Source organism: Nonomuraea sp. H19, from assembly GCF_052068215.1.
GTDB lineage: Bacteria > Actinomycetota > Actinomycetes > Streptosporangiales > Streptosporangiaceae > Nonomuraea.
Genome location: NZ_JBQHCV010000001.1, coordinates 759,053 through 781,909, shown reverse-complemented (window position 1 = coordinate 781,909; position 22,857 = coordinate 759,053). Strand labels below are relative to the sequence as shown.

The following is a 22,857-nucleotide window of genomic DNA, read 5'->3' as shown; positions in this document are numbered from 1 at the left end:
GCAACCGTCCGGGCTTCCACGCGGAAATCCCCCTCACCGATCGCTCAGCCGTTGACGTACGGGGCGAGCGCCACGGCCAGGAGGCCACCCATGAGCCCGACCAAGAACCCCCTGATCAGCACCGCGCGGACACGGCAGATGACTCCTGGCCCGGCTCCGGGCGCATAACGTGAAAGGCCACTTCCCGGTGGCACAGTTCACCGCGCCCACTGCGGTCCCCTCAGGGCTCACACCTTGGAAGCTCTTCCGGACGGTGAACGGTGAGTTGACCGAACCACTGGCATCCGTGGTGACCATCTTGGCCGACTCCTGGTTGCACGCGAGCGTGTTGTTGACGGTCGCGCACTGGACGACGCCGAACTGCTCGCCCGCTCCCGCGCCGGTGATCGCCACCGTTACGGCGCTACCGTCCGACAGGCCCGTGGACGGCGTTACGGAGAAGCCAGGAGCCGCGGCGGCCAAAGCCGAAGGCTGAGCCGCGAGGGTTAAGCCACCAACCACGACCGCGGCGGCAACACCGAACTTGGCGAGAAGGCCGCATCTCCTGCATTGCCGGAAACCGGCACGTCAAGAGATGCATTGCCAATTCCAGTGATTGATGCTGGTTAAGGGAATTTCACTCCATCGAGGAATTCGCGAGGGAGCGCTAGATGCGAATCATGCTCACTGTGTGGCCACAGACGTGCCACCTCTACCCCGCCGTGCCGTACGCGCAGGCGCTGCAGCTCGCCGGGCACGAGGTCGTCGTGGCCTGCCCGCCCGGCGCGGCCGACGACATCGTGGCGGCGGGCCTGACGGCCGTCACGTGCGGCGAGCCCGACACCGGCGGGTGGGTCCGCGACGACCTGCCGCCCGACCCGGAGGAGATGGAGCGCCTGGCCACGGCCCTGCAGGTGACGCAGGACGAGCGCGACACCTGGGACGTGTTCTTCCAGTACTACCTCATGGGGGTCAGGTTCCAGCTCCCGCCCGTGCCGAGCGCGCAGAACAAGGCGCTGGTCGAGTTCGCCCGCACGTGGCGGCCGGACCTGGTGCTGTGGGACCCGTGGTTCCCCGCCGGCGCCGTGGCGGCCAGGGTGGCGGGCGCCGCGCACGGCCGGGTCCTGATGGCGCCCGACTACAGCGGCTGGGCCGTCGAGCTGTACGCCAGGCAGGCCACGCCGCCCGTGGACCCGCTGGCGAGGGCGGTACGCCCGCTGGCCGAGCACTACGGCGTCGAGGTGGACAGCGAGCTGCTGGTCGGCCAGTTCACCATCGACCCGCTGCCGCGCGAGATGCGCCTGTCGCGCGACCTGACCGCGGTGCCCGTGCGCTGGAGCCCGTACAACGGCGGCGGCGTCAAGCCCTCCTGGCTGTACGACAAGCCGCGCCGCCCGCGCCTGGCCCTGTCGGTCGGGCTGTCCACCAGGTCGTACCACAAGGGCGAGTGGCGCACGCCGAAGGTCTTCGAGGCGGTCGCCGACCTGGACGTCGAGCTGGTCGCCACGCTCAACGCCGACCAGCTCGAAGGCATCTCCTCCATCCCCTCCAACGTCCGCACCGTGGACTACATCCCGCTGCTGCAGCTGCTGCCGACCTGCTCGGCCAGCATCAACCACGGCTCCAGCGGCACGTTCTGGGCCTCGGTCGCCGCCGGGGTGCCGCAGCTCGTCGGCGACACGGACGAGCCGCAGCGCGTCATCGTGGTCGACGGAGAGAACAGCAGGATGGCCGAGCGGAACATCCTGTCCAAGCTCGCGCTCGCCTACCTGGAGGCGCGCAACGCCGGGCTCCGCCTCGACCACCAGAAGCAGTCGGTCGAGGAGATCAGGGCCGCGATCGTCGCGGCGTTGGAGGACCCCCGCTACCGCGACGGCGCCGCCGCCGTGCACCAGGAGTGGCTGGACCGGCCGGGCCCCGCCGAGATCGTGCCCGCCCTGGAGAAGCTCACCGCGATGCACCGCTGACCAGGCCGCGCCGGCAGCCGCATCGACAAAGGGGCCGCGGACCTTCATCAGGTCCGCGGCCCCTTCGCGCTGCTCCGGCGGGTGTCAGCGGTGGAGCTTGACCACGGCCTCCATGTCGGCGGCCGAGTAGTCGCGCCCGGCCCGCATCTCCTTGAAGGCCTCCACGCTGAGGCTGGTCGGCGGGCTGTTCCGCGGGTCGCGGAACCCGGACGACAGGGCGTAGGCGTTGTAGGCGTCGAGGAGCTCCTGCGCCTCCACGGTGGCGAACGCCATGCGCTCGGCCGGGTCTGCGCCGTTGAGCACGTCGCCGATCGCCCTGGTCATCACGTCCTGGTTGCCGGCGAAGTCGCCGAACAGCGCGCCCTCGGAGGCCGGGACGCCGCTCTGGCCCGTCGGGAAGCGCATGACGTGGTCGTAGGCCAGCCGGTGGTGCGGGTTGGCGGCGTACCAGCCCTCCTCCTCCAGCAGGTCGTGCGCGGAGTGGGTGAGCGGCAGGAAGCTGTTGGCCTTGTGGCGCTCGGCCGCGTTGCGCGGGCTGTGCAGGTACATGAGGAACGCCAGCGCGCCCTCCTGCGTCGCCTCGTCCAGCCCCTCGGCCATCCAGAGCGCGGTGCCGGCGATGGCGTTGCCGACGTACGGCACGCTCGCGTCGTACGGGAAGATGCCCGTCTCGATGTCGAAGCCGTTGTCCTCCGCGGCCCTGAACATGTAGTTGACGTCGTTGGAGGAGGAGATCCTGATCGCCACGTCCTGGTCGGCGAAGGCCTTCAGCGTGCCCGCCCAGTCGGGGATCTTGCCGGTGTAGTAGTAGTGGCCGTTCCTGTGCAGCCCGCGCCACCACTCCACCCAGCGCAGCATCTCCGGCGAGGCCAGGTCGGCGACCGTGGCCCGCCCCAGCCGGCCGTTGTGCTCGTTCACGAGCAGGCCGCCCTGCGTGGCCAGCGCCTGCTGGATGAACGTGCCGTGGTTGGACCACGTGATGGCGTGGGAGGGGCCGTCACGCAGCGCCGCCACCCTGGCGCACACCTCCTCCACCTCCTGCCAGGTGCGCGGCAGGCTCTCCACGCCCGCGCGCCGCAGCAGGTCGGTGTTGCCGTACAGCAGGCTCGTGGTGCCCACGGTCGGCATGCACGTCAGGTCGCCGGCGAGGGTGTAGTAGTCGCGCAGCGGAGGGATGATGTCGTCGAGCACGACCGGCTCGCCCAGCACCTCGGTGCGCCCGCCGACGGCCTTCTCCACCGAGGTGAACAGCGGGCGGCCGTCCTGCCGGCGCGAGTCGCGCGCCACCTGCGTCATGTAGAAGTAGTACTCCGACAGAGCCGGGACGTGCCCTTCCGCGGCGGCCTCCGCGACCTGCCTGGGCAGCTGCCAGAAATCCTTGCCGTGCACCACCACCTGGTACTCGGGGTGCAGTCTCTCGAAATCGGCGGCCTGCTGATACCACCGATCCATCCAGCCGGGAAACGTCAGGTCGGGGACCCATACTTCGATCGGAATCCTGTTCTTCATGAACCCATGGTTTATCCGTCTTTTCCCCGCCGCATCTCCGCTATTGCGCTGGGTCCTTTCCCGCACGCACGGAGATGACCGGGTGGCCGGGCCGGTGTGATGCTGAAAGGCGTTTCGCGCGAAGGGAATTAATATGAGCGTTGACACCACGTACGCGCCAGCAATGCTTCTCGAGGAGTTCACGGGCGCGTCGCCCGGCGGGCTCGACGCGGCCTACGCGCGGCTCGTCGGCGCGCTCTGGTCGCCCGGCACCGCGCAGGACCAGACGCTGTGGGACGGCGGCACGCTCACCGAGCGCGCGCCGTCGGCGATCCCCGAGCTCATCGGCGCGCTGGACGGGCTCGACGACGCGCGCGCCGGCCGGCTGCTGATCCTGCTGGGCCTGATCGCCGAGGCGGGGCAGACCGAGGCCGTGCGCGCCGGCCTCGACCGCTACCTGGCCCTGGCCGACGGCGCCGGCCCCGAGCTCGGCCAGGCCCTGGCCTACCTGCTCGCGCATTTCCCGCACGACCGCGACAGGGTGCTCGGCGTCGCCGGCCGGCTCGGCCTGGACTCCGGCGACCGGTCCCGGCTCGACCGGTGCCTGACCCTCATGGACGAGCGGCGGACCGGCCTCGGCCGGGTCTGGCCCGCCCCCGAGATCTGGCGGCTCACCGACGAGGAGCGCGCCTTCGACCAGGCGTGGATCGGCGCGCTCAGCCAGGAGCAGGCCGAGGTCAACTGGCGCAACGACAGCCGGACCGTGTGGGGCTACATGGGGCTGAAGGCGTACTGGTCGATCCGGCGCGGCCCGGTGGTGGACCTGCCCGGCCCGCAGGCGCCGCCCGAGTCGGACGCGACAGGCGCCGACCCGCGCCTCGGCCTGTTCGCGCGGCACCTGTCCGCGCTGGTCTGCCCGTCCTGCCGGGGCCCGCTCGACATCAGCGGCGCCGCCGTGCGCTGCCCGGCCTGCGCGGTCGCCTACCCGGCCTCCCGCGGCATCCTCGACCTCACCAGGGCCGTGCGGGACGACGCCGACGAGGCCACCGCCGACCTGCTCAAGAGCCTGGCCGAGATGCCCAGTATGGGCCTGTACTACGAGGCGCTGCTGCGTCCCGAGTTCGTGCGCGTGGCGGGCGGCAACTGGGGCGGCGCGGTCACGCTCGCCGACGAGGACGCCTACATCGCGCGCAGCGTGCGCCCCGTGGACGGCCCCGTGCTCGACCTCGGGGCCGGCGCCGGCCGCTGGACCTCCGTCGTCGCCGCGACCGTCGGCACCGACCGGCTGCTGGCCCTCGACCTGGGCCTGCCCATGCTGAACGTGCTGCGCCGCCGCGTGCCCGACGTGCCCGCGGTGCGCGCGAGCGCGCTGGACATCCCGCTGGCCGACGCCAGCATGGGCGCCGTGGTCTGCTGGAACGCGCTGCAGGCCTTCCCCGACGAGGCGGCCACCGCCATCGCCGAGGTGGGGCGCGTGCTGCGGCCGGGCGGCACGTTCACGCTGATGACGTTCGTGTGGGACGAGGACCCCGTCTGCCGCCACTTCCAGGCCGCGCACTACTTCCCGAGCCGGCCGGCCGGGATGCTGCTGTTCGAGCGGGAGGAGCTGGACCGCTGGCTCGCGGACGCGGGCATGGTGGTGCTGGAGAGCTCGGGCCCCGAGTCGTTCGCCTTCATCACCGCGCGGCGGGTGAGCTGAATGGCCGTCACGGAGTCGGGAGAGCCCGGCGTGCTCCTGCCCGAGCCGGGAGGGACCGGCACGCCCGTCGCCGGGCCGGGGCAGTCCAGCCTGCTCATCGCCGGGCCAGGACAGCCCGGCTATGAGGCGGCGACCGCGGTGTTCGCGCTGGGCGCGGTGCCGGAGCCGGCCGCCGCCGCCGTGGTGCGCACGGTCGAGGAGGTGCGGGAGGCCGTCGGCTTCGCGCGCCGCTCGGGCCTGCCCGTCCGGGTGCACACCACCGGCCACTGGGCCGAGGCGGCCCGTCCCGTGCGCGGCGGGCTGCTGCTGCGGACGGAGATGAGCGGCCCCGTCGAGATCGACCCCGAACGGCGGGTGGCCCGCGTGCCCGCGGGGACCCGCTGGGGCGCGGTGGTCAAGGCCGCCGCCGAACACGGCCTGTCGGTCGCGCACGGCTCGTCGCCGACGGTCGGCGTGGTCGGGTACCTCCTCGGGGGCGGGCTCAGCTTCTACGGCCGGCGCACGGGGCTCGCGGCCAACAGCGTGCGCGCGGTGGAACTCGTCACGGCGGACGGCGAGCTCCGCAGGGCGTCGGGCACGAACGCGGTCTTCGGCGCGGACACCGGGGCCGGCGGGGACGGCGAGCTGCTGTGGGCGCTGCGCGGCGGCGGGGGCGGCTTCGGGGTCGTCACCGCCGTGGAGGTCGCCCTGTTCCCGGTGGCGAAGGTGGTCACCGGGGCGGCGTGCTGGCCCGCCGTCCACGCGCCCGAGCTGTTGCGGGCCTGGCGCGAGTGGACGCTGACCGCGCCGCGCGAGGCGACGACCAGCGTGCGCATCCTCAACCTGCCCGACCTGCCGGACGTGCCGCCCATGCTGTCGGCGGGCCCCGTCCTGTGCGTGGACGGCGCCGTGCTGGCCGGGACGGACGACGACGTGGCGGCCGCCCAGGCGCGGGCCGGCGAGCTCCTGGGCCCGCTGCGCGGCATCGCGCCGCCGGTGCTCGACACATGGCAGACGACCGGTCCCGCGGGGCTCCTGGACACGCACATGGACCCGTCCGACCCCGTCGAGGTCATCGGCGACCACCTGCTGCTCAACGAACTCGGGGAGGCGGGCATCGACGCGCTGCTGGAGGTCATCGGCGCGGGCGCGCGCTCCCCGCTGATCGCCGCCGGCCTGCGCCAGCTCGGGGGCGCCTACGCCGACCCCGACCCCACCGGCGGCGCCCTGAACCATCTGACGGCCCGCTACGGCTACTCGGGCGGCGGCGTCCCCGGGCTGTCGGGCACGCGGGAGGACATCCTCGCCCGGCTCCCCGTGGTCAGGTCCGCCCTCACCCCCTGGGACGCCGGCACGACCGCGCCCACGTTCGTGGAGCGCTTCGACCAGCCCCAGGGACACCTGGACGCGGCCACGGTGGCCGCCGTGGACGCGGTGCGCGCCCGCGTGGACCCGGACGGCCTGTTCCGCGACGACATCATGCCGGGCGCCACCCGGAGGTAGCCCGGACGCCGCAGCGGCCCGCCACGACGTCGTGGCGGGCCGCTCGCGTGATGGGACGGCCGTGACGGGTCAGAGGATGTGGACCTCGGGGATGTAGAGGATCCAGCGGCCGGCGAAGTCGCTCTCCTTCGCCATGATCTCCTTGGCGTGGTTCCACGCGAACAGCACCGCGTAGTCCGGCCGGTCCTCGCGGAACACCGACGGCGCCACCACCGGGATGTGGGATCCGGCGACCACCCGGTCCTGCTTGGACGGCGTCGAGTCGCACACGTACGGGATCAGCTCGGTCCCGATCCCGCAGTAGTTGGTGACCGTGGTGATCTTGGCGGGCGCCCCGTAGCCGGCCACCCGCTTGCCGTCCGCCCGCAGCGAGGTGAGCAGCGCGGTCAGGTCGTGGCGGACGCGCTCGGCCCTGCGGTTGAGCTCCTCGAGCGTGGCGTGCCGGTCGAGGCGCCGCGCCCGCTCGGAGGCCAGCAGCTCGCCCACGGCCGCGGTGGGGCGGCGGGCGCCGCGCTTGGCGAGCGTGTAGCGCATGGAGCCGCCGTGGATGGCCAGCGGCTCGGCGTCCACCAGGTCGAGCCCGAAGAGGCGGGCGGCGGCGCGGATGGAGCTGACGGAGAAGACGAAGGAGTGCTCGTCGTAGAACAGGTCGAAGGCGGTCTGCTCGACGACGGCGCCGAGGTAGGGCTCCTCGAAGACGAACACCCCGTCGGGGCCGAGCAGCGTCACGGCGCCCTTGAGCACGGAGTCGAGGTGGGAGATGTGCGCGATGACGTTGGCGCCGAAGATGACGTCGGCAGGGCCGTGCCCGGCGCGGATCTCCCTCGCGGTCTCCTCGTCGAAGAAGCGCGGCAGCACCCGCACGCCTCTCGATCGGGCCAGGGCGGCCACCTCCTGGGAGGGCTCGACGCCCAGGTGCCGGACGCCGGCGTCGGCGACCGTGGCGAGCATGACACCGTCGTTGCAGCCGATCTCGACGATGAACGGGTCGTAGCCGGTCAGCTCGGTGCGCAGCAGCCGGCGCGCGACGCCGGCGAAGTGCTCGCTGTGCACGGTGGAGTTGGAGGCCCGGTACGGGTACTGGTCGTGATATCTGACTTCCTGCGGGATCTCGGCCATCAATTGCACCATCGCGCACGAGTCACACATCCCGACGAGCAGCGGGTAAAAGAATTCCCCAGCCAATTGGTCAGGCTTGGGGAAGGCATTTCCGCGGGGCTGGACACCGAGGTCTATCGAGCCTTTCACCGGTCCAGAGCAGATGCGGCAGGAAGTCTCCATGAATTGACGCTAACATCGCGGGGCGTTAATTCGCTTATCGCTGTTTGCGGGATTCCCGCACGCGCGGACGAGTCCGGACATGCGACGGGGGCGCGGCATCGGCCACGCCCCGCCCCGCCCCGATCGCGCGGTGTGCTCCCCCGCCACCGGCGGCCGTCGGATGTCCGGCCACTCGGGGCAGGTCGCGCTCGGCCCCTCGCCATCGTCGCCGGTTACGGCTCCGCCCTTCGGCGCGGCCGGACATCCCGCAGGTGGAGGAGATCGGATCGGGCCGGCGGTCCCCACGTCGTCCGTCGCCGGCGGTCACCGGGGATCTCCCCCGTCGTCACATTACTTGATCTTCGTGACGTACTCGCCTAGGGCGTCGAAGAAGAAGCCCCACCCCTCCTCGGCGCGGGGGAGCTCGTCCTCGGGGAGGTTGCCCTCCTGCACGAAGACCATCTTGGTGCCGTTGCCGGCGTCGGAGAACGTGACGGTCACGGTCTCGGGGCCGGCGGCCTGCTGCTCGGCGGGCTCCCTGCCGCTGAGGTCGACCAGCGTGTAGACCAGGCGCTCGTTCGGGACGATCTCCTGGTAGGTGCCGGCGAAGGGGACCTGGGTCTCCTCGTCGACCACGATCGTGGCCTTCCACTCGCCGCCGGGGCGGACGTCCATGGAGATGGTGTCCAGGGGCGCGCCCCACCAGTGGGTGAAGTGCTCCGGCTGGGTCCAGGCCGCATAAACCACATCGCGCGGGGCCTCGAGCACGCGGGTGATCTCGATCTTGCCACTCATCGCGTCATCCTTTCGTGTGAGCCGGATCATCATTGTGTCCGGCCGGGCTGTCCCGTTCTTATTCAGGAATGCTCACTTGGGAGTCAGGAGACCAGGTGACCGAGAGCGGCGCGCCTGGCCTCCTCCGACTCCAGCCAGATGTAGGGGTCCTGCATCTCCAGCCAGCCCACGCCGGGCGGGCACCGGTCGTAGCCGAGGAGCCTGCGCACCTCCTCGGGATACTCCAGCACCCGCTCGCGCGGCACCGCGAGGTACTGGTTCTCCTCCTGGCGGAGGTTGCCCAAATCGTAGGCGATGGTCATGCCGGTGCGGGGCGAGTCGGTGATGTTGCGCCCGCCGCCGTGGTAGACGCCGCCGAGCCAGATCAGCCCGCCGCCCGGCGGCATCTCGGTGGGGATGGCCTCCTCGGTGACCGGCGCCCGCTCGTCGTCCCAGTGGTGGCTCCCGGGGATCACCAGGGTGCCGCCGTTGTCGGCGGTGAACTCGCTCATCGCCAGCATGACCATGACCCTGGTGGTTGGGCCCGGGTGCGGGCGCAGGTGCAGGGCGTCGTCGCGGTGCAGCGGCTGCTTGCCCTGCCCCTTGTGGATCTGCACGAGCTGGGTGGCGCTGATCTGGATGCTCGGCACCATGTCCTGGCGCGCCTTGCCGATCCACATGGGGATGGGCTTCTGCATGATGGCCCGGGCCGCGCCCAGGAACAGGCGGTGCGTGACCACGGGGGTCAGCCTCGTGGTGCGGGCGAACAGCGACGACACCCGCCGCGTGCGCAGCCCGTCGTACCAGTTGTCGCTGTAGGACTGATCCTGCAGCGACGGCTCCAGGTCCGCCCACAGCCCCGCGAGCGTCCCGCTGTCCAGGAAGTCTTCGACGATCACGGCCCCGTCCCTCTCCAGGACGGCCACCACGTCGTCGAGATCGGCGTCAGACCTGACTCGGGTCAGACTCGCCACGATCATCACCTTTCTTCGGATCGGCTTTCGGCGGAGCGTGCGCGGAGGTCTGTCGGGCGGTCAGCGCGCGAGTACCGGCGTGCTGGGCTCGGCGGAGCCCTTGCCGAGCTTGTTGCGCAGCCGCAGTGCCGGCCTCTCGACCGCGTAGTAGCTGATCAGGGCCGCGACGAACGCGGTGCCGTGCACGAGCAGGAGCGCGAGCGGGAAGTTCGTGGAGCCCCACAGGTTCCAGATGTAGATGGCGGGGATGTGCCACAGGAACATCGCGTACGACACCCGCCCGACGTACTGCAGCGGCCTGACGGTCAGCACGCCGGTGAGGAAGCGCGAGCGCAGGTCGGGCACGGTCAGCGGCGCCAGCAGCAGGAACACGATCAGCAGGTCGATCGGTTGGTTGAACAGCACGATCTGGGTGGGCGGGAAGTTGGAGGTGCCCTGGTCGCCCATGGGCGAGAAGCAGTACAGGATGATGACGCCGAGCGCGACCAGCCAGGTGCGGCCGGGGTGCCGGGCGATCAGCCGGTACGGCGCCAGCCAGCCGCCGCTCTGGGCCGCGGCCGAGAGCGTGGCCAGGGCCATGCCGATGGCCAGGTAGCCGAACCAGCCGATGGGCCAGTTGCCCTGCACCGGGTACTGGCCGAGCGAGGGGTGGTGGCTCCAGGCGCTGAAGGCGTAGCCGATGAGCACGATGGCGAAGATCGGCACCATGACGCGGCGCGCCTTGGCCCGCGGCGTCGCCGCGCCGGCGGCGAGCCGGTGGAACAGCCAGGCGAACACGGGCAGCAGGATGTAGAACGCGATCTCCGTCGCCATGCTCCACGTCGACTCCATGCCGAGCGGGATGCCGCCGGCCTCGTAGACGTGCTGCATGGTCAGCACCCGCACGATGTACCAGAAGCCGTGGCCGGCCTGCTCCTGGCCCATCAGGAACAGCGGCGTGAACAGCGCCACCAGGGCCAGCAGCCAGTACGCGGGAAAGATGCGCAGCGCGCGCCGCCACGCGTAGGAGCCCACGTTGTACCTCTGCGGGGCGCCCTCGATGGTCCTGCGCGCGAAGGGCAGATAGAGCAGGAAACCGGACAGGGCGAAGAGGATCGGCAGTGACTCGCGGGTGAACCGCTCGATCACGACGCCGAGCCAGCCGTTGCCGGGCTGGTCGCCGAAGCCGATCTGCCCGGAGGCGAAGGCGGAGTGAACGGTGATGACGGCCAGCACCGCGAGTGCGCGTATTCCCTGCAGCTCGGGAAAATACTGCCCTCTGGTTTCACGTGATGGCCGGGAATCGCCGACAATGGTGGCTGTCATAGGGACGCTCCTCGGAGTTGAACGGCCCTCTCAGCTTCGTGCCGCGCGGCGGGGCCGCGCATCTCCAGAATTGCCGTAATCGCGCTGACCAGCTCGGCGGCGCGGTCGCGCACGAAGAAATGGTCGCCGTCGAAAATTCGCAGCCCGCGGAAATCGGTGGTGTGCGCGCGCCACTCGGCCATGCCGCGCTCCGGCGCGACCGGGTCGCGGGTGCCGCAGAAGGCGGCGACGGGCACGGGCAGCGGCGGCTCGGCCCGGTAGGCGTACGACGCGCACAGCGTGAAGTCGGCCCTGGCCACGGGCAGCGTCCGCGCCAGCACGGCGGGGTCGCCGGCCAGCTCGTCGGGCAGCCCGCCGAGGGCGCGCAGCGAGGCGATGAACCGCTCGTCCCCGTCGCGCGGGTCGGGTTGCGCGAGCGCGCCGCGCACCGGCCAGGCCGCGACCGCCAGCAGCTCGGGCCGGCGCCCGCCGGCCGACTGCAGCTCACGCACCATGCGGTAGCCGAGCATGGCGCCCATGCTGTGGCCGAACAGCGCGTACGGCACGCTCTGGCCCTCCAGCTCGGCGGCCAGCTCGGCGGCCAGGGCGCGGGCGGCGGTGTCGCAGTCGGTGTACGCGGGCTCGCGGTGCCGCCCGGGGCGGCCCGGCAGGGTGACGGCGCGCAGCTCGATCCAGGACGGCAGGTGCCGCGTCCAGGGGCGGAAGGCCGAGGGGCCGCCGCCCGCGCAGGGCAGGGCATAGAGGTGCAGCCTGGCCGACGGCCTCGGCTCGAAGGCCAGGTACCACGGAGGTGTTCTCATATCAGCGCGTGCCCGATCAGCTCTTTCATGATCTCGGTGGTGCCGCCGTAGATGGTCTGCGCCCTGGTGTCGACGTACGCCCGCGCCACCGGGAAGTCGCGCACCACGCCGTAGCCGCCGTGCAGTTGCAGGCAGCGGTCCACGACCTTCTGGCACAGCTCGGTGTTCCACCACTTGGCCATCGCCGCCTCCTCCGACTCCAGCCGGCCCGCCGCCTCCTCGGCCACGCACCGGTCGGTGAAGGAGCGGGCCACGGCCACGGCGGTGGCCAGCTCGGCCAGGACGAAGCGGTTGTGCTGGTGCGCGCCGACGGGCAGGCCGAACACCTGGCGGGTGCGGCAGTGCTCGATCGTGTACTCCAGCACCCGTTCGGCGGTGGCCAGCGCGGAGACCGCGATCATCATGCGTTCCCTGCGCAGCGTGCGCATGAGGTAGGCCACGCCCTTGCCCTCGCGGCCAAGCAGGTTGGCGGCGGGCACCTCGACGTCGTCGAAGAAGAGCTCGACGGTGTCCATGGCGCGCATGCCGATCTTGTCGAGCGCCTGCCCGCGCGACAGCCCTGGCCGGTCGGACTCGACGGCGATCACGCTGAGCCCGCCGCCCGCGCCTTCACCCGTGCGGACGGCCACGAGCAGCAGGTCGGCCACGGCCCCGTTGGTGATGAACGTCTTCTGCCCGGTGATCACGTAGCCGTCACCGCGCCGGACGGCACGGCACCGCAGCCGCGCCACGTCGCTGCCGGCGTCGGGCTCGGTGATGGCCACGGCGGTGACCAGCTCCCCGCTGCAGAAGCCGGGCAGCCAGCGCGCGCGCTGCTCGGGCGTGGTGAGCGTGCGCAGGTACAGCCCGGCGATCTCGTTGTGCAGGGACAGTGCGGGCGCGTGCACGCCGGCCCGGCCCAGCTCCTCGGAGACGATCACGTGGTGCAGGTAGTCGGAATCGCCGCCCCCGCCGTACTCGGCGGGCACGTCCATGCCGAGCAGGCCGAGCTCGCCCGCCTTGCGCCAGACGTCCCTGCCGGCCGCGCCCCGCTCCTCCCACGCGCGGTAGTTCGGCTCGATCTCCTTGGCGACGAACGTGCGCACCAGCTCGCGGAAGGCGTCGTGGTCGGCGGTGAACAGCTCACGCCGCATGGTGCACCGCCGGCAGCACCGTCCACGAGGGGACGATGTCCCGCATCCGGTTCATCATGACCTGGCAGTAGCCCGCGTTGTAGTCGAGGCTGCGGTGCTTGGGATAGGGCATCTTGCGCCGGCCGACGTGGTCGGCGCGCACCCGCACCGCGCCCAGGTCCGCGCCCTCGGGCAGGTCGGGCAGCTCCAGCAGCGCGGCGGCCTCCGGGGGCAGCTCGGCGACGAAGGTGTAGCGGTCCTGCTCGGCCAGCCGGATGTGCGTGAGCGGCACGCTCGGCGCGACCACCGACTCCCGGTAGACGTACGGCCTGGCCAGCAGGTCCAGCTCGAAGGCCGGCCGCACGCCGGGCAGGTCCAGCCAGCCGCGCTCGCGCAGGAACCCCTCCAGCAGCACGTCCATCTCGCCCCGGTGGGAGTGCAGGACGTAGTGCAGCACCTTGCCGATGTTGTTGATGTCGTAGTTGCCGAGCGTGGCCACGGAGTCGGCGAAGAACCGGCAGGTCTCGGTGTCGGTCCTGGTCTTGAAGTAGGAGGCGGCCGCCCGCAGGAAGTCGGTGTAGGAGCACACGCCATGGCGGTCGAGCAGGCGCGCGACGTAGTAGCCGGCCCGCGCGTTGTAGATGCTGATGACCGCGTAGTAGAACCAGGCGCCCTCCTGGAAGTCCTCGCGGGTCACCCACTTCGTGCCGACCACCACGTCGGCCTCGGCGACGGGGTCGTCCACCCGCACGGTGACGATGCCGAGCTCCTCCTGCTGCCGGTACATGGGCGTGTTGCGCAGCAGGAGCTGCGGATAGGAGACGACGGCGTCGGCGCCGGACGCGCAGAGCTTGCCGATGCCCTCCTGGTAGGAGGCCAGGGTCTCGCCCGGCAGCGGCCAGATCAGCTCGGTGTAGGAGCTGATCTTCTTCTCGCGGAGCTTGACCTGCAGCTCGACGTACGTGGACTCCTTGATGTTGGCGCGCTGCACCAGCTCCAGCGCCTGCGGGCTGGTGGTCTGCAGGGAGACGGGCTGGCTCGTGAGCATGCCGCCCTCGACCAGGATCTCGGTGATCTCCGTGACGCGGTCGGGACGGTTCTTGGCCGCCTGGATGGCCACCATCGACGGGTAGCCGTTGCGCTGCTTGCACTCCACCAGGTGGCGGGTCAGCTCGACGTCGCGCGGCAGCGCGCCCCAGTTGGCGTCGGCGACGAAGATGCTCTCCACGCCGTGCTCGCTGATCCACGACAGGTCGGACTTGACGCGGTCCAGCTCCCACCGGTGCACCTTGTCGTTGGTGGCCGCGCCCCAGTAGCAGTACGAGCACCGGTACGGGCAGCCCCGGTTGGTCTCGACGACGGCGAAGGTGTACTCGCCCCCGTCGAAGACGCCGGCCGCGAACGGCGAGGGGATCTCGTCCAGGTCCTTGATGCGGTCGGGCTGCGGGGTGGTGACGAGCTCGCCGTCGTCGTCCCAGAAGCTGACGCCCGGCACCTCGTGGAAGTTGCGCTCGCCCGCCACCTCGCGCAGGAACGCGGTGAACGGCTTCTCCCCCTCGCTGTTGCACACCAGCACGTTGCGGGCCGACGGCGGCACGTACTCCGCGGCGTGGTGCATGACCTGCGGCCCGCCGAGGATGACGTAGGCGTCGGGCCGCAGCCTGACGAGTTCGTCGCACAGCGCCTTCATGCGGCGCATGTTCCACAGGTAGCAGCTCAGCCCGTAGACGTCGGCCTCCTGCGCGAGCAGGTCGGACACGAGCGTCTCCAGCGGCGTGTTCACCTCGACCGCGTGGATGGCGAAGTCGAAGTCGCGGGCCACGTCGGGGTCCTGCTGCGCGTAGGCCTGCAGGTAGCCCGAGGCCAGCGGCAGTGTGTTGGGATAGACCGTCAGCTCGACCAGGCAGGTCTTCATCACCCTCACGTTCCCGGGCTCGCGGCGCTGACGGAGGCCGCCAGCTCGTGCAGCACGTCGTACTCGAACAGGTCGTCGGCGACCATGCGCAGCCCGCGCTGCCTGGCCCGCGAGGCCAGGCGGATGGCGAGCAGCGAGTCGCCGCCGCTCTCGAAGAAGCTGTCCTCCCTGCTGACGGAGCCGATCTGGAGCACCTCGCACCACAGCTCGGCCAGCATGCGCTCGGTGTCGGTCCGGAAGCCGCCGCTCTCCTCCTCCCGCACAGCCGGCTCCTGGGGCTTGGCCAGGGCCTTCCTGTCGACCTTGCCGTGCGAGGTCAGCGGCAGCGCGTCGAACAGCGTGACCACGGCGGGGACCATGTAGTCGGGCAGGTCGCGGGCCAGCTCGCGGCGCAGGCCCACGGGGTCGGGCAGGTCCGCCGGGTCGTCGGGCACCACGGCCGCGACGAGCTGGTCGGCCTGCTCGCTCTTGACCACCACGGCCTCGCGCACCCCGTCGAGCCGCAGCAGCGCCGACTCGACCTCGCCGGGCTCGACGCGGAAGCCGCGCACCTTGACCTGGTCGTCCGCCCGGCCGGCGAAGGCCAGCCCGCCCTCGGGCAGCTCGCGCGCCAGGTCGCCGGTGGCGTACAGGCGGGCGCCGAGATCGACCGGGTCGGGCATGAACCGCTGCGCGGTCAGCTCGGGCCGGTTGAGGTAGCCGTGGGCCACGCCGGTGCCGCCGATGTACAGCTCGCCGACGGAGCCGCGCGGCACCGGGCGGCGCTCCTCGTCCAGCAGGTACGCCCGCATGCCGGGCAGCGGGTGCCCGATGGGCGGCGTCCCGCCCTCGGGCCCCACCTCGGCGTAGGTGGCGACCACGCTGGTCTCGGTCGGCCCGTACAGGTTGTACAGCCGGTACGACAGCCCGGACGGCGGCCTCCTGCGCAGCTTCTCCCCACCGGTCAGCAGCACCCGCAGCGACCCGCCCACCGGCTGGTCGAGCAGGTCGACGGCGAGCACGGTGGTCAGGAAGCAGACCGTGATGCCCTGCGTGGAGATCCAGCGGGCCAGCGCGTCGGACGAGCCGGGCAGCCGGCCCTCCATCAGGTGCAGCGTGGCGCCGGCTGCCAGGCACGGCCAGACCTCCAGCGCCCAGGCGTCGAAGGAGGGCCGGGCGATCTGGCTGACGCGGTCGCCGGGCCGCACGTCGAAGGTGTCCTGGTGCCAGGCGGCCAGGTTGGCGATGCCCTCGTGCGGCACGAGCACGCCCTTCGGCACACCCGTCGAGCCGGAGGTGTACACGACGTAGCACAGGTCGTCCGGCGTGATCTCGGGGCCCTCGCGCAGGGCGGGCGCGTCGCTCTCCCAGGCCTGCTCGATGGGCAGCACGTCGCCGCGCCACGCCCGCTCGGCGGGCAGGGCGTCGCCGTCCCACGTCCCGCCGGCCGCGAAGCGCGGGGCGTCGGCCTCCCGCGCGATCACCAGGCGGGCGCCGGAGTCGGCGATGACGGCCGACAGCCGCGCGTCGGGGTCCTCGACGTCCACGCCCACGTACGCGCCGCCCGCCAGCAGCACGGCCAGCGCCGCCACGACCAGGTCGGGCGAGCGTTCGAGCGCCAGGACCACCAGGTCACCCTTGCCCACACCGCGCGCCCGCAGCACACCCGCCAGCCGGGAGGAACGTTCGTCGAGATCGGAATAGGTCAGCACCTCGCCACCGCTGACCACGGCATGCTGGTCCGGCTGCACCTGCGCCCACCATCGCACTCCCGCGGAAACGACGGCGAACGGGCGAGTCGCCATCGCGGAGCTCGAACCGGTCAATTCTGCCTCCCGAGGCTACGTTTATTCGCCTCATGGTGTCCGGGCGCACGCGCTTCTCGCATCTCATGAATTGCCCAGAGATCTGCGCAACGGAAAAGGTGTCCGGGCGGCCACAGAATGGCATGGTCCTGGTACCGCCATTTCTGTGAGAATGCGGAGCCGCACTATGACGCTGACCCACGGGCCTTTACTCGACGACCGGACGGTGGCCGCCTATTTGCGGCGCATCGGCGCGGAGCGGCCCGGCGAGCCGACCTCGGCCGCGCTGCGCGACCTGCACCACCGTCACGTCATGACGGTGCCGTTCGAGAACGTGGACTTCCACCTGCGCGAGCCGATGGGCATCGGCGCTGCCGCCCTCGACAAGATCATCACCAGGCGGCGCGGTGGCACCTGCTACGAGCTGAACGGCGCGTTCTTCGAGCTGCTGCGCGCGCTCGGGTTCCGGGCGGAGGTGCTGGCGGGCCGGATGGCCGACGACGGCGCGCTCGGCCCGATCATCGGCCACATGGCGCTGCGCGTGCACACGACGGACTCCCCCGACCCGTGGCTCGTGGACGTCGGGTACGGCCGGGGCACGCGCCATCCGCTGCGCTGGGTGCCCGGCCTGCCGCAGCAGGACCCGCACGGGGCCTTCGAGCTGGCCCGCGCGCCACACGGCGACACGGACCTGCTGCGTGACGGCCGGCTGCAGTACCGGCTGGAGGACCGGCCGCGGCTGGTGGCCGACTTCGAGGCCATGTGGTGGTGGTACCAGCACGCGCCCGACTCCCCGCATCTGCGGCGCCTGTACTGCACGATCCCGACACGGGACGGCGGGCGGGTCACCCTCAGCGGGACGACGCTGACCGTCAGGGAGAACGGCGGCAAGAGCACCGTGGTGATCGAGGACGAGGACGAGCTGCGGGAGACCTACCGCTCCCGCTTCGGCGTCGAGCTGTCGGACCTGCCGCCGTCACCCGTCAGCGCGTGACCGCCGGCGCGTGCCGGCCCTCGCCGCGCACGACGGGGAGGGCGACGGAGACGGAGTCGGCGTCACCAGCGTGCAGGCGGCTCAGCGCCCGCCGTCAGCGCGTGCTGGTGAGGGCGCGGCGGTTGATCTTGCCGGACGCGGTCTCGGGCAGCGCGTCCACCAGGCGCACGTCCTTGGGGCACTTGTGCGGCGACAGCAGCGATCGCACGTGGTCGCGCAGCTCCTGCGCGGTCGCCGCGCCGCTCGTCACCACGTACGCGCGCAGCAGCGTGAGCCCGTCGCGCTCGAACCCCACGACCGCGCACGCCGCCACGGCGGGGTGCGTGAGCAGGCAGTTCTCGATCTCGCTGGGCGCGATCCATTTCCCGCCCACCTTGAGCAGGTCGTCCGCCCTGCCCCTGAAGGTGAAGTAGCCGTCCTCGTCACGGGAGAACAGGTCGGCCGAGCGCACCGTGTCCGGGGCCACGAAGGTGGCGGCCGTCTTCGCCGGGTCCTGCCAGTACTCCAGCGCCGCCGTCTCCCCCGTGATCTCCAGCCGGCCCACCTCGCCGTCGGGCAGCGGCACGCCGTGCTCGTCCACCACCCGCACGTCGTAGCCGGGGACGGCCTGGCCGAGCGTGCCCATCCTGGCCCGGCCCAGCCGGTTGCACACGTACCCGTGGAACATCTCGGACGAGCCGATGCCGTCCATCACCTCCACCCCGAACGTCTCCAGCCACCGGCGGTGCAGTTCGAGCGGGAGCGCCTCGCCGGCCGAGATGCACACGCGCAGGCTGCTGAGGTCCTGGCGGGCGGCGTCGGGGTGGGCGAGCATGGCGGCCATCATGGTCGGCACGTTGACCAGGATCGTCGGGCGGTGCTCGGCGATCAGCTCGAAGATGCGCCCGGGCGTGCTGCGCTCGGGGAAGACGATGCCCTTCGCGCCCACGCGGAAGGGGAACAGCGCGGTGATGTTGTTGGCGTAGCCGAAGAAGAGCTTGGGCACGGGCAGCACGATGTCGTCGGGCCCGAGGTCGAGCACTCCCCTGGCGAACCACTCCATGCTCAGCGCGGCGCTGCGGGCGGCCAGCACGCAGGCCTTCGGCTTGCCCGTGCTGCCCGTGGTGAAGCGCCACATGGCGACGTCGTCGGGCGTGGTCGGCGCGGCCTCCAGCCGCGTGGGCGCGGCGGCGGTGAGCGAGGCGAAGTGGTGCTCGCCCGCGCGCAGCTCCTCCTCGGGCACGCCGACCACCAGCAGGTCCCGGATCCCGGCGGCGCGGAGCCGGTCGAGGGTGAACGCGTCGGCGACGACCACGGCGGGGCGGGCGTACTCGGCGAAGAAGCGGTACTCCTCCGGCTGCAGGTAGGTGTAGACCTCGGCGGTGACCGCGCCGATCTTCTGCACGCCGTACCAGGTGGCGACCGACTCCACGCCGTCGCCGAGCGCCAGCAGCACCCGGTCGCCGCGGCGCACGCCCAGTCCGCGCAGCACGTGCCCCACCTGACCGGCCAGCGCCTGGATCCGGCCGTAGGTCACGGGGCCCGCCGAGGTGAGCAGCGCGGTCCTGCCGGGGTCGTTGCCGTCGAGGAAGTGGGTGGCGATGTTGAACGTCGTCGGCAGGTCCTTCGCGCGTATGGTCATGCCGCCCATGGTCGGGGGGCCCGCCCCGGCGTACATCTCGCAGATTGCCGCAAGCACGAAGATGCGCGGCGCGGGGCCCGCGAACGACGCTGAAGACGATCTGCGGAGGAGGTGGGTCGTGAGCATCAGCGCGTTCGATGCCCTGATCGCGGGGGATCAGAAGATCGAGCACAAGGACTGGATGCCTGACGGCTACCGCGAGAGCCTGATCAGGCAGATCGCGCAGCACGCGCACTCGGAGATCATGGGCATGCAGCCCGAGGCCGCCTGGATCAGCCGCGCGCCGAGCCTGGCGCGCAAGGCCGTCCTCATCGCCAAGGTGCAGGACGAGGCCGGGCACGGGCTGTACTTGTACGCGGTCGCCGAGACGCTGGGCGCGCGCAGGGAGGACCTGCTCGACGCGCTCCACGAGGGCCGGCAGAAGTACCTGTCGTTCATCAACTACCCGACGCTCACCTGGGCCGACGTCGGCGCGCTGGCGTGGCTGACCGACGGGGCCGCGGTGGTCAACCAGGTCTCGCTCTGCCGTACCTCGTACGGGCCGTACGCCAGGGCGCTGGTGCGCATCTGCCGGGAGGAATCCTTCCACCACCGGCAGGGCTTCGACCTGCTGTACACGCTGTCGCGCGGCACGCCCGCGCAGCGGCGGTCGCTGCAGGAGGCGGTGGAGCGCTGGTGGCAGCCGGCGCTGGCGATGTTCGGGCCGCCGGACTCGCTCTCGACCCGCTCCGCCTCCTCCATGGCGTGGCGGATCAAGCGGGCGAGCAACGACGAGCTGCGGCAGCGGTTCGTGGACCTGTGCGTGCCCCAGGCCAAGGCCCTGGGCGTCCGGCTGCCCGACCCGGCGCTGCGCTGGAACCCCGAGCGGGGGCACCACGACTTCACCCCGCCCGACTACGACGAGCTGATGCGGGTGGTGGCCGGGCACGGGCCGCGCAACAAGCAGCGGCTGGCACACCGCAGGCGCGCCCACGAGGAGGGCGCCTGGGTGCGCGAGGCCGCCGCCGCCCACGCCGCGAAGGAGGCGGCGAAGCAGGCCGCCGCGCGGGAGATCGACGCGCCGGCGATCGACGCGCAGGAGATCGGCGCGCCGGCGATCGACGCGCAGGAGGCCATCGCTCAGGAGGTCGACGCGGTCGAGGAGGAGTGGCCGCTGTGGGAGGTGTTCGTGCGCCCGCGCCGCGGCTTCGGCCACACCCACGCGGGCAGCCTGCACGCCCCCGACGCCGCCCTCGCGCTGCACAGCGCCCGCGACCTCTACACGCGCAGGGAGGAGGGCGTGTCCCTGTGGGTGGTGCCGTCGCGGTCGATGACCTCCTCGGACCCCGAGCACAAGGACGCCTACTTCGCCCCCGCCGCGGACAAGCAGTACCGCCACGCCTCCTCCTTCCCGCCGCCCGAAGGGGTTGAGGGCCTGTGACCGCCCTGTTCGACTACCTGCTCGGCCTCGGCGACGACGCGCTCGTGGCCGCGCAGCGCACCGCCGAGTGGTGCGCGCGGGCGCCGCAGCTGGAGGAGGAGGTCGCGCTGGCCAACGTCGCGCTGGACCAGCTCGGACAGGCCCGCGCGTTCCTGACCTACGCCGGCGACCTCGAAGGGGCCGGCAGGGACGAGGACGCGCTGGCGTTCCTGCGCGACGGGCACGAGTTCCGCAACGTCCAGCTCGTCGAGCTGCCCAACGGGGACTTCGCGACGACCGTGGCCAAGACGCTGCTCCTGGCCACGTACCAGAACCTGCTCTACACCCGGCTGTCGCGCGCGGCCGAGCCCCGGCTGGCCGGCATCGCCGCCAAGGCGGCCAAGGAGAGCGCGTTCCACGTGAGCTACGCCTCCGTCTGGACGGTTCGGCTGGGCGACGGGACGCCGCTGTCGCACCGGCGGATGCGCGACGCGGTCGAGGAGGTGTGGCCGTACACGCACGAGCTGTTCGAGCCGTGGGCGGCGCCCGAGGCGGGCCTCGACCCGGCGGCGTTGCGCGGGCCGTGGCTTGAGGTCGTCGACCGCGTCCTCGGCGAGGCGACGCTGGCCAGGCCGCGGGACGGCTGGGCGGCGACGGGCGGCCGGGAGGGCCGGCACACGGAGTGGTTCGGCCCGCTGCTGGCGGAGATGCAGTACGTCCACCGAGCGCATGTGGGGGCACGATGGTGAAGGCCGAAGTGGAGGCGGCGGTGGCGGCGGTGCTCGACCCCGAGCTGCAGGTGCTGTCCATCGGGGAGCTGGGCATGCTGCGCGAGGTGAGCGTGGACGACGACGGCAACGCCGTCGTCACGGTCACCCCCACCTACCTGGGCTGCCCCGCTCTGGAGCTGATCAAGGCGGACGTCGCCGCGGCGGCGCGGGCGGCGGGCGCGGCCGACGTGGAGGTGGTGGTCTCCATGTCGCCGCCGTGGACGACCGACTGGCTGAGCGAGACCGCGCGCGCCAAGCTCGCCGACGCGGGCATCGCGCCGCCGAGACGGCTGTCGCTGCCCCTGCTGCAGCCCGGCTGCCCCCGCTGCGCGTTCCCCGACACCACGGAGCTGGCCAGCTCCGGCGCCGCCGCCTGCATGGCGCTGCGGCTCTGCCCGGGCTGCGGCGAGCCCTTCGAGCATCTGAAGGCGCACTGATGGCCAGACCGCGCTTCCACCGCGTCCGCGTCGAGTCGGTCACGCCGGTCGCCGCGGACGGCAGCGCGGTCGAGGTGACCTGCCTGGTCCCGGACGAGCTGACCGGCGCCTTCGCCTTCACCGCCGGCCAGCACGTCACGGTGCGGCTGCCGGTGGACGGGCGCCAGGTCCGCCGGTCGTACTCGCTCTGCTCCACCCCGCGCGAGCTCGCCAGCCGGGGCAGGCTGCGCCTGGGCGTGCGGGTGGTGCCCGGCGGGACCTTCTCCACGTACGCGGCCAGGGAGCTCGCGCCGGGCGACCAGCTCGAACTGCTGTCGCCCGTCGGGACGTTCGGCGTGCGGTTCGACCCCGCCCGCCGCCGCCGCTACGCCGCCGTGGCCGCCGGCTCGGGCATCACGCCCGTGCTGTCGCTCGTCGCCACGGCGCTGGACACCGAGCCGGGCAGCCGCTTCACGGTCCTGTACGGCAACCGCGCGGCCGGCTCGACGATGTTCGCCGACGAGCTCGGCGACCTGAAGGACCGCCACCCCGGCCGGCTGCACCTGGTGCACCTGTTCTCCCGCGAGCAGCCGCGCGTGGGCCTGCCCCGTGGGCGGCTGGACCGGGCCACGCTCGACGCGCTCTTCGCCCGGCTGCTGCGGCCCGCCGAGGTGGACGAGTGGTTCGTGTGCGGGCCCGCCGGCATGGTGGACGAGACGCTCGCGGCCCTGGCCGGGCACGAGGTGGACCCCGCCGCGATCCACACCGAGCTGTTCCACCCGGGCGTGCCCGCCGGCGAGAGCCGTCCGGCGTCCCCCACGGGCACGGTCCCCGGGGCGGCCGAGGTGAGCGTCGTCATGGACGGCCGGGTCACGAGCGTGCCCCTGGAGCCGGGGCGCACGGTGCTCGACGCGGTCATGGCCGCCCGCCCCGACGTGCCGTACTCCTGCCAGACAGGCGTCTGTGGCACCTGCCGCGCCCGCGTCGTCGAGGGCGAGGTGCGCCTGGCGCGCACCTGGGCGCTCAGCGAGGAGGACCGGGCGGCGGGCAACATCCTGACGTGCCAGGCGGTGCCGCTGACCGCCCGGGTGCGTATCGACTTCGACGTCCTGTGATTC

19 protein-coding genes and 1 pseudogene are annotated in these 22,857 nt (G+C 72.2%); 9 read left to right on the top strand and 11 right to left on the bottom strand.

Annotation, left to right across the window (positions count from 1 at the left end):
* Positions 1-33 precede the first annotated feature (33 nt).
* Positions 34-501: an enediyne antibiotic chromoprotein gene (locus ACTMTI_RS03550; protein ID WP_441118129.1), complete on the bottom strand. Its 468-nt coding sequence runs from the start codon at positions 499-501 to the stop codon at positions 34-36.
* 149 nt (positions 502-650) lie between these two features.
* Here ACTMTI_RS03550 and ACTMTI_RS03545 point away from each other — a divergent pair, with 149 nt between their 5' ends.
* A complete protein-coding gene (locus tag ACTMTI_RS03545) occupies positions 651-1,946 on the top strand; it encodes a glycosyltransferase (protein WP_441118128.1) in 1,296 nt (431 codons plus the stop codon).
* Positions 1,947-2,030: 84 nt separating this feature from the next.
* On the opposite strand, the gene ACTMTI_RS03540 is transcribed toward ACTMTI_RS03545, so the two are convergent.
* Positions 2,031-3,455, bottom strand: a complete 1,425-nt coding sequence (locus tag ACTMTI_RS03540; RefSeq protein ID WP_441118127.1) for an extracellular solute-binding protein — start codon at positions 3,453-3,455, stop codon at positions 2,031-2,033.
* A 133-nt stretch (positions 3,456-3,588) separates the two neighbouring features.
* Between ACTMTI_RS03540 and ACTMTI_RS03535 the strand changes: the two genes are divergently transcribed.
* Positions 3,589-5,133: a methyltransferase domain-containing protein gene (locus ACTMTI_RS03535; RefSeq protein WP_441118126.1), complete on the top strand. Its 1,545-nt coding sequence runs from the start codon at positions 3,589-3,591 to the stop codon at positions 5,131-5,133.
* Positions 5,134-6,615: an FAD-binding oxidoreductase gene (locus tag ACTMTI_RS03530; protein WP_441118125.1), complete on the top strand. Its 1,482-nt coding sequence runs from the start codon at positions 5,134-5,136 to the stop codon at positions 6,613-6,615.
* A gap of 69 nt (positions 6,616-6,684) precedes the next feature.
* Here the strand turns inward: ACTMTI_RS03530 and ACTMTI_RS03525 are convergent, their stop codons facing one another.
* The 8 genes from ACTMTI_RS03525 to ACTMTI_RS03490 form a co-directional block, all read right to left on the bottom strand.
* Complete coding sequence (locus ACTMTI_RS03525; protein ID WP_441118124.1) at positions 6,685-7,896, bottom strand: methyltransferase domain-containing protein; 1,212 nt, start codon at positions 7,894-7,896, stop codon at positions 6,685-6,687.
* Positions 7,897-8,226: 330 nt separating this feature from the next.
* Positions 8,227-8,670, bottom strand: a complete 444-nt coding sequence (locus tag ACTMTI_RS03520) for an SRPBCC family protein (protein WP_441118123.1) — start codon at positions 8,668-8,670, stop codon at positions 8,227-8,229.
* 83 nt (positions 8,671-8,753) lie between these two features.
* A complete protein-coding gene (locus ACTMTI_RS03515) occupies positions 8,754-9,623 on the bottom strand; it encodes a phytanoyl-CoA dioxygenase family protein (RefSeq protein ID WP_441118122.1) in 870 nt (289 codons plus the stop codon).
* A gap of 60 nt (positions 9,624-9,683) precedes the next feature.
* A complete protein-coding gene (locus ACTMTI_RS03510; protein WP_441118121.1) occupies positions 9,684-10,928 on the bottom strand; it encodes an acyltransferase family protein in 1,245 nt (414 codons plus the stop codon).
* Complete coding sequence (locus ACTMTI_RS03505) at positions 10,925-11,728, bottom strand: thioesterase II family protein (protein WP_441118120.1); 804 nt, start codon at positions 11,726-11,728, stop codon at positions 10,925-10,927. The genes ACTMTI_RS03510 and ACTMTI_RS03505 overlap by 4 nt, the downstream gene beginning before the upstream one ends.
* On the bottom strand, positions 11,725-12,861 hold the full coding sequence (locus ACTMTI_RS03500) for an acyl-CoA dehydrogenase family protein (protein WP_441118119.1): 1,137 nt from the start codon (positions 12,859-12,861) through the stop codon (positions 11,725-11,727). The genes ACTMTI_RS03505 and ACTMTI_RS03500 overlap by 4 nt, the downstream gene beginning before the upstream one ends.
* Positions 12,851-14,755, bottom strand: coding sequence for a cobalamin-dependent protein (locus ACTMTI_RS03495; RefSeq protein WP_441118118.1), 1,905 nt, complete (start codon positions 14,753-14,755; stop codon positions 12,851-12,853). The genes ACTMTI_RS03500 and ACTMTI_RS03495 overlap by 11 nt, the downstream gene beginning before the upstream one ends.
* 5 nt (positions 14,756-14,760) lie before the next feature.
* Entirely contained in the window at positions 14,761-16,539 is a 1,779-nt protein-coding gene (locus ACTMTI_RS03490) for a non-ribosomal peptide synthetase (protein WP_441118117.1), read from the bottom strand.
* Between the two features lie 187 nt (positions 16,540-16,726).
* Here ACTMTI_RS03490 and ACTMTI_RS03485 point away from each other — a divergent pair, with 187 nt between their 5' ends.
* Positions 16,727-17,533 carry an arylamine N-acetyltransferase family protein gene (locus ACTMTI_RS03485; protein ID WP_441118116.1) on the top strand — a complete coding sequence of 269 codons (807 nt, stop codon included), beginning with the start codon at positions 16,727-16,729 and terminating at the stop codon, positions 17,531-17,533.
* A 94-nt stretch (positions 17,534-17,627) separates the two neighbouring features.
* Here ACTMTI_RS03485 and ACTMTI_RS03480 read toward each other — a convergent pair whose 3' ends face one another.
* Positions 17,628-19,154 carry a benzoate-CoA ligase family protein gene (locus tag ACTMTI_RS03480; RefSeq protein WP_441118115.1) on the bottom strand — a complete coding sequence of 509 codons (1,527 nt, stop codon included), beginning with the start codon at positions 19,152-19,154 and terminating at the stop codon, positions 17,628-17,630.
* A 61-nt stretch (positions 19,155-19,215) separates the two neighbouring features.
* Here ACTMTI_RS03480 and paaA point away from each other — a divergent pair.
* The 5 genes and pseudogenes from paaA to ACTMTI_RS03455 all read left to right on the top strand — a co-directional run.
* Positions 19,216-20,199 (top strand): annotated as a pseudogene (gene paaA / locus ACTMTI_RS03475) (1,2-phenylacetyl-CoA epoxidase subunit PaaA); the annotation flags it as partial.
* Between the two features lie 69 nt (positions 20,200-20,268).
* Positions 20,269-20,574: a 1,2-phenylacetyl-CoA epoxidase subunit PaaB gene (gene paaB / locus ACTMTI_RS03470; protein WP_441118148.1), complete on the top strand. Its 306-nt coding sequence runs from the start codon at positions 20,269-20,271 to the stop codon at positions 20,572-20,574.
* On the top strand, positions 20,571-21,302 hold the full coding sequence (gene paaC / locus ACTMTI_RS03465) for a 1,2-phenylacetyl-CoA epoxidase subunit PaaC (protein WP_441118114.1): 732 nt from the start codon (positions 20,571-20,573) through the stop codon (positions 21,300-21,302). Before paaB ends, paaC begins: the two co-directional genes overlap by 4 nt.
* Positions 21,296-21,760, top strand: coding sequence for a 1,2-phenylacetyl-CoA epoxidase subunit PaaD (paaD, locus tag ACTMTI_RS03460; RefSeq protein WP_441118113.1), 465 nt, complete (start codon positions 21,296-21,298; stop codon positions 21,758-21,760). The genes paaC and paaD overlap by 7 nt, the downstream gene beginning before the upstream one ends.
* On the top strand, positions 21,760-22,854 hold the full coding sequence (locus ACTMTI_RS03455) for a 2Fe-2S iron-sulfur cluster-binding protein (RefSeq protein WP_441118112.1): 1,095 nt from the start codon (positions 21,760-21,762) through the stop codon (positions 22,852-22,854). The genes paaD and ACTMTI_RS03455 overlap by 1 nt, the downstream gene beginning before the upstream one ends.
* Positions 22,855-22,857 lie beyond the last annotated feature (3 nt).

Excerpts from the sequence above, each read along its gene's own strand:
- ACTMTI_RS03545 (WP_441118128.1), top strand. The coding sequence starts at position 651 with ATGCGAATCATGCTCACTGTGTGGCCACAGACGTGCCACCTCTACCCC.
- ACTMTI_RS03540 (WP_441118127.1), bottom strand. The coding sequence starts at position 3,455 with ATGAAGAACAGGATTCCGATCGAAGTATGGGTCCCCGACCTGACGTTT.
- ACTMTI_RS03535 (WP_441118126.1), top strand. The coding sequence starts at position 3,589 with ATGAGCGTTGACACCACGTACGCGCCAGCAATGCTTCTCGAGGAGTTC.
- ACTMTI_RS03530 (WP_441118125.1), top strand. The coding sequence starts at position 5,134 with ATGGCCGTCACGGAGTCGGGAGAGCCCGGCGTGCTCCTGCCCGAGCCG.
- ACTMTI_RS03525 (WP_441118124.1), bottom strand. The coding sequence starts at position 7,896 with ATGGAGACTTCCTGCCGCATCTGCTCTGGACCGGTGAAAGGCTCGATA.
- ACTMTI_RS03520 (WP_441118123.1), bottom strand. The coding sequence starts at position 8,670 with ATGAGTGGCAAGATCGAGATCACCCGCGTGCTCGAGGCCCCGCGCGAT.
- ACTMTI_RS03510 (WP_441118121.1), bottom strand. The coding sequence starts at position 10,928 with ATGACAGCCACCATTGTCGGCGATTCCCGGCCATCACGTGAAACCAGA.
- ACTMTI_RS03505 (WP_441118120.1), bottom strand. The coding sequence starts at position 11,728 with ATGAGAACACCTCCGTGGTACCTGGCCTTCGAGCCGAGGCCGTCGGCC.
- ACTMTI_RS03500 (WP_441118119.1), bottom strand. The coding sequence starts at position 12,861 with ATGCGGCGTGAGCTGTTCACCGCCGACCACGACGCCTTCCGCGAGCTG.
- ACTMTI_RS03495 (WP_441118118.1), bottom strand. The coding sequence starts at position 14,755 with ATGAAGACCTGCCTGGTCGAGCTGACGGTCTATCCCAACACACTGCCG.
- ACTMTI_RS03490 (WP_441118117.1), bottom strand. The coding sequence starts at position 16,539 with ATGGCGACTCGCCCGTTCGCCGTCGTTTCCGCGGGAGTGCGATGGTGG.
- ACTMTI_RS03485 (WP_441118116.1), top strand. The coding sequence starts at position 16,727 with ATGACGCTGACCCACGGGCCTTTACTCGACGACCGGACGGTGGCCGCC.
- ACTMTI_RS03480 (WP_441118115.1), bottom strand. The coding sequence starts at position 19,154 with ATGACCATACGCGCGAAGGACCTGCCGACGACGTTCAACATCGCCACC.
- paaD (WP_441118113.1), top strand. The coding sequence starts at position 21,296 with ATGGTGAAGGCCGAAGTGGAGGCGGCGGTGGCGGCGGTGCTCGACCCC.
- ACTMTI_RS03455 (WP_441118112.1), top strand. The coding sequence starts at position 21,760 with ATGGCCAGACCGCGCTTCCACCGCGTCCGCGTCGAGTCGGTCACGCCG.